This window comes from Streptomyces sp. WM6386 (genome assembly GCF_000972385.1).
In the GTDB taxonomy this organism is placed as follows: domain Bacteria; phylum Actinomycetota; class Actinomycetes; order Streptomycetales; family Streptomycetaceae; genus Streptomyces.
Genome location: NZ_JXTE01000384.1, coordinates 1 through 586, shown reverse-complemented (window position 1 = coordinate 586; position 586 = coordinate 1). Strand labels below are relative to the sequence as shown.

Here is a 586-nt window from a genome sequence, read left to right as displayed (position 1 = left end):
TCCTGAAGCGTGATCCTGCGGGCGCCGTAGGCGCCCCGGGAGCCGGTGCGGATGTCCCGGATGCGGCGGGCCAGGTCCTCTTCCGCGTCGGCCTTCTCCTGCCGTGCCTCCTTGTTTCCGTGCCAGGCGTAGTAGCCGGAGCGGTCCCGACGTCGCACATCCGCTTCACGCCGTGGGCGTTCCGGTGCTCGTCGACGAAACGGAAGGGGATCACCGTGTCGTCTCCCGCGCGAAATAGGCGGCGGCTTTCCGGAGGACCTCGTGGTCCTCCCTCAGCCGCGCGTTCTCCCGCCGCAGGCGTTTGAGCTCGTCCTGGTCGGCGGGGGTCATGCCGGCATCACTTCCGCCGTCCGCTGCTTCGCGACGGGCCTTGTCGTCGCGGACCCAATTGCGCAGCGTCTCAAGATGGATGCCCAGACTCCGGACAATGTCCGTGAGGGACCGGTCCTTCGAGGAGTGCACCAGATCCAGCGCGTCCCGCTTGAACTCCGGGGGGTAATTCTTCCGCTTTGCCACCATGGATCACTTCCCCTGGATGACGAAACATCCAGCGTCCAGGTGTCGGAATTTCCGGGGTCACTCCAAC

1 protein-coding gene is annotated in these 586 nt (G+C 66.2%); it reads right to left on the bottom strand.

All coding sequences use genetic code 11. From position 1 onward, the window contains the following. Nucleotides 1-210 precede the first annotated feature (210 nt). Nucleotides 211-519, bottom strand: coding sequence for a transposase (locus TN53_RS41850; protein WP_095047015.1), 309 nt, complete (start codon nt 517-519; stop codon nt 211-213). Nucleotides 520-586 lie beyond the last annotated feature (67 nt).

What these genes read in the sequence shown, in the direction of transcription:
- TN53_RS41850 (WP_095047015.1), bottom strand. Translation starts at nt 519, where the DNA reads ATGGTGGCAAAGCGGAAGAATTACCCCCCGGAGTTCAAGCGGGACGCG.